The 3,618-nt window shown below is 65.0% G+C and carries 6 protein-coding genes; 2 read left to right on the top strand and 4 right to left on the bottom strand.

Annotated elements, in window-relative coordinates; genetic code table 11:
• The first annotated feature begins 308 nt into the window (after window positions 1-308).
• Window positions 309-614: a hypothetical protein gene (locus ACE5C1_RS05040; protein ID WP_374942973.1), complete on the top strand. Its 306-nt coding sequence runs from the start codon at window positions 309-311 to the stop codon at window positions 612-614.
• 6 nt (window positions 615-620) lie between these two features.
• On the opposite strand, the gene ACE5C1_RS05035 is transcribed toward ACE5C1_RS05040, so the two are convergent.
• Window positions 621-833, bottom strand: a complete 213-nt coding sequence (locus ACE5C1_RS05035) for a hypothetical protein (RefSeq protein ID WP_374942972.1) — start codon at window positions 831-833, stop codon at window positions 621-623.
• Between ACE5C1_RS05035 and ACE5C1_RS05030 the strand changes: the two genes are divergently transcribed.
• Window positions 817-1,176, top strand: a complete 360-nt coding sequence (locus tag ACE5C1_RS05030; RefSeq protein WP_374942971.1) for a hypothetical protein — start codon at window positions 817-819, stop codon at window positions 1,174-1,176. The genes ACE5C1_RS05035 and ACE5C1_RS05030 overlap by 17 nt on opposite strands.
• Here the strand turns inward: ACE5C1_RS05030 and ACE5C1_RS05025 are convergent.
• From ACE5C1_RS05025 to ACE5C1_RS05015, 3 genes are read right to left on the bottom strand one after another with little or no spacing between them, the layout of a single operon-like run.
• Window positions 1,152-2,357, bottom strand: coding sequence for a type II toxin-antitoxin system HipA family toxin (locus tag ACE5C1_RS05025; RefSeq protein WP_374942970.1), 1,206 nt, complete (start codon window positions 2,355-2,357; stop codon window positions 1,152-1,154). The genes ACE5C1_RS05030 and ACE5C1_RS05025 overlap by 25 nt on opposite strands.
• A 35-nt stretch (window positions 2,358-2,392) precedes the next feature.
• The gene (locus ACE5C1_RS05020; RefSeq protein ID WP_374942969.1) at window positions 2,393-2,719 is read right to left on the bottom strand and encodes an XRE family transcriptional regulator; all 327 of its coding nucleotides are present in this window, start codon (window positions 2,717-2,719) and stop codon (window positions 2,393-2,395) included.
• Window positions 2,713-3,129 carry a hypothetical protein gene (locus tag ACE5C1_RS05015; RefSeq protein ID WP_374942968.1) on the bottom strand — a complete coding sequence of 139 codons (417 nt, stop codon included), beginning with the start codon at window positions 3,127-3,129 and terminating at the stop codon, window positions 2,713-2,715. Before ACE5C1_RS05015 ends, ACE5C1_RS05020 begins: the two co-directional genes overlap by 7 nt.
• Window positions 3,130-3,618 lie beyond the last annotated feature (489 nt).

Genomic DNA, 3,618 nt, shown 5'->3' with positions numbered 1-3,618 from the left:
CACGCATCCATCCGGCGCCTTGTAGCCGACCGACATGACCTTGAGAATATGCGCGGGTTTCGCGTGTGGTGCCTAGCGGCCGGCGGGCGCCGCAGGGACGCGCTGAACAGGACCACCGCGGGCCGATGTCTAGCATTGGTGATGGCTGAGATCGGCAAAGGGGAGAAACCTTCGTCGCCGGTCAGGCGACGGATGCGAGCCGCGAGGGCGGCAATGATAGGGTCGCATCGCCGCCTTGTCGGAGATGTGGGGCGGATGGGCGGAGGGGTGATCCAGCAGGCGCTGGTGGAAAAAGAAAGGAATTCTCGATGTTGTCCCTGCTCGCTATCGCGATCGGCTACGCCGCCTGCCGTTGGTTCCCGCGTCTTCTTGCAGAAGCGATCGGCACCGTGATCGGCGTCGCGTTCGCACTGTCCAGCCGTCGGGCGCATCAGGCGCTCGTCGCCCGCGCGAGCGCTCGCGGTTGCGCTGCCGCTTGGGGCCGGCGGCCGACCCGGCGTGAGCGCCGTTTGCTGCGCACCAGCCTCAAGGCGAGCCTGCGCAGCACGGAGTTCACCAGCCTGTTTCCGGGTATTGCGACTCGGGCCCACCGGATTGCGGACTCGATCAATTGAGCGCCGTTAGCCTTGGTCATCGTCCCAGTCGTCTGGCTGGAGCGCGATCATGCCCTGTGCCCAGCTGTTCGGATCGACGCTGATCCACCGTCCGCTGCTATGGAGATATTCCAGCCAGCCTACCCAGGTCCTAGCCTTTGAGCTGGGGCGGGTGAGCTCCAGCATGATGAGCGCCGACTGACCTTCGCGGGTAAGCCCATAGGTGCTGCTCGCGATCACCGTGATGACCGGCGATGCCACTGCGGTCGCGGCGTGGCACATTATGTCGAAATTCCCGGCGTCGATCCGGTCGGATGAGTGGGAGCCGCTGGTGACCGGTTTCGTGGCGCAGGAACTCGCCGACGGCGGCGCCGCAGTCGCATGGGCAATCCACGCCCTCCAGGGCATTGACGAGTGGATTGTCAAACCACACGCCCCTCTGATCGTGACCGCACGCGGGCAGCGCTGCCCCGCGTGGATCGGGTCTCGGCAGGCCCAACGGCGGCTGGAACTCGCGTTGCGGCGGCGCTGTGCGGCGGATCGTCTGATGGGCGCTAATCAGTCGAACGTCGCGGCTGCGTAAGCAAGGCGATCGTCAATCTCGGCGCGCGACACCTTGGCTCCCACGTCGGCGGCAATTTGGGGCCAGTCGGCCAATGAGCCCCGCACCTCGTCGATTATCTCCACAATCGCCCGGTCGGACAGACCATGTCGCCGGCCCAGCGTCGTAACCTGGTCTCGGGTCGGTGCCCGGCCTTCGCCTTCGACGGCGAGGTAATGCTCGCCGCCGGGGCCGTTCGAGAAGGTCAAGTCGTAAGCGGGAGCGAGACGCCATTCGCCGTCAGCGCGCATCAAAAAGCTGTGCTGCCGCGTGTGATCGTCGCGATTGTGCGCCAGGATGTTGAACACCATCCGGCGAAAGGCCTGCTCGACGTCGGCGGCGTGGCGGGTGATCGCCATGGTCGCGCGCATGAGGCCGTCGTAATCGATGCTCGGCAGGTCGGGCAGGGCTTCCAGCGCGCCCGCCAGCGATACCATGTGCACGCGACGGCCGGGTGACGGGCGGTCGAACCGGCGCGTCGCGAAGTAGCCGGCGCCGTCTCTCGCCGGCAGCAGCCGCGACGGCGCCATGTCGATCCCCGCGGCACGCGCCATTCGGGCATAGGCTTCCTCAACGGGACCGATGTCGACGGGGTCCGCCGTGGCGCGAAACTTGACGATCCACTCGTCATGGCCGCCGGCAACGGCGTTCTGGCCGAGCGTGCCGTCGACGGCGATGCCGATGCTCACCTTGGGTCGGGCGCCGCCGGACGCGCCGCCGAGCCTAGCCAGCGTGTCGATCAGGTCGGTGTCTTCGCCCAGCAGCAGAAGCTGCGATTGCTCGGCCAGCGCGTCGAGATCGATCGTGCCGACATCCTCCGCCGGTGTGGTCGCGGGCCGATAGACCAACGCGCCGCGGCCGCCGTTGCCAACAAGCGCGAGCCGATCGACGGCTGTCAGCGTCTCCAGCCGGACGCCCAGCTTCTCCAGCCTCCGCTTCATCAGCAACCGGCCCCAGGCGTCGGGCAGACTGTCGGCAAGGAAGCCGTGCAGTCCGTCAAAGTCCCGGCCACGCGCCGCCTGGAGGCCGGGTTCCGGTGGGTAGAGCAGCGGGTCGATCCTCCGCCGCCCCTCGATAATGGCGGCTGACCATTCCAGCTGAGCCAAGCCGCCGGCCATCGCTAGCCGTCCGATGGGGATCGCAGGCTGGCTCTCCTCCATCATCAGACCAAGCTCTAGTGGCGTGCCAGGTGCGAGCTTCACGAAGAAACCTTCGATGATGGCGCGCGCAGGCGACGCTTGGGCGCTGCGGCCTGCGCCGCCCGCTGCTGTTGTAGCAGAGCATCCATCGACGTGGCGGCAGGTTCGGGGAACAGCGCGGCGAGGTCGCGCTCGCAACGCAGCGCGATTGCCGCACGAGCTAGGTCTTCGATTGATGCCTTGCCTTCGCTCTCCAGCCGGCGCCAAGTGCGATAGGCGACGCCGGCCCGGGCGGCGGCGTCAGCCTGTGTGAAGCTCATCGCAAGCCGCCGGGCCTTGATACGCTGACCCAGCATAACCGCAAACTCGACCGGCGTTTCTAACATGGTCCGTCTATGGACGATAATGTGTCGAACGGCAATAAAATCGTCCATATGAGGACGCTAGACCATCCGTGCCTGTCCTCGGCATAGCCGCGCCGGTTCATTCGAAGCGGCAGATTCTCAAGCCAAGTTGCCTCACCCGCCAAGGCTCGGTCCACCAAGGGCGATATGTCGGACCATACCTCTGACCAGACATTCTCGAACTTCTCGCCGACTGCGCTCGGGTGCTTGTCACCAAGAATCTCGGCATACGCATCATTGTAAAGCAAGGAGAGATCGTCGCCCCATGCGACGAACATCGGGAAGCGTGAGTTCAGCATCAGCGAAACGGTCGCGCACAGTGATGCTGGCCAATCGTCAGGATTGCCGAGCGGCGATCCCGCCCAGTCTCGTGCAGCCAGCACGGTCGTCATCTTACTTACGCCGGTGAAAGGATCCGGTAGCGTACGCCGCTCAGACATTTGCCAATGATCCTGTTCGGCGACCGTGCGAAGGTCAGATCGCTGTATCTAGCAACAGCTAGGCGCATTCCCCGTGGAAACCAACGCGCCTTTGTTCGTTCACAGTCCGGCGGCACGCTACGTCAATCGGCTGCCGATCGCTCCGAGACCACGTGCCATCGAGCCATACCGCTCTGCTTCGCCCAAAACTCGATCTCAGTGGGTAGACCGTGGCGTCAAAACCGGATGGTTTGGCACCGGCAGCGCGCCCCAGCTCCTCCGCGGATTTCAAAATGCCAGAACCGCCTACCATAAGACCATTTGTCCAAGTGCTTACGTGATCGAGAGCCGCTTTCCCGCCGCCTCAGCAGCCAATCGCGCCTGTTGATCCATCCAGGTCCGTCCTTGGCGCATGGAGGCAACGCGCTCCGGCCCTGCTTCGGCTGGCGTTCCGTTCTTGAA

Origin of the sequence: Sphingomonas sp., assembly GCF_964263785.1 — a bacterium.
In the GTDB taxonomy this organism is placed as follows: Bacteria; Pseudomonadota; Alphaproteobacteria; order Sphingomonadales; family Sphingomonadaceae; genus Sphingomonas.
This window is presented reverse-complemented; position numbering and strand designations above follow the sequence as displayed.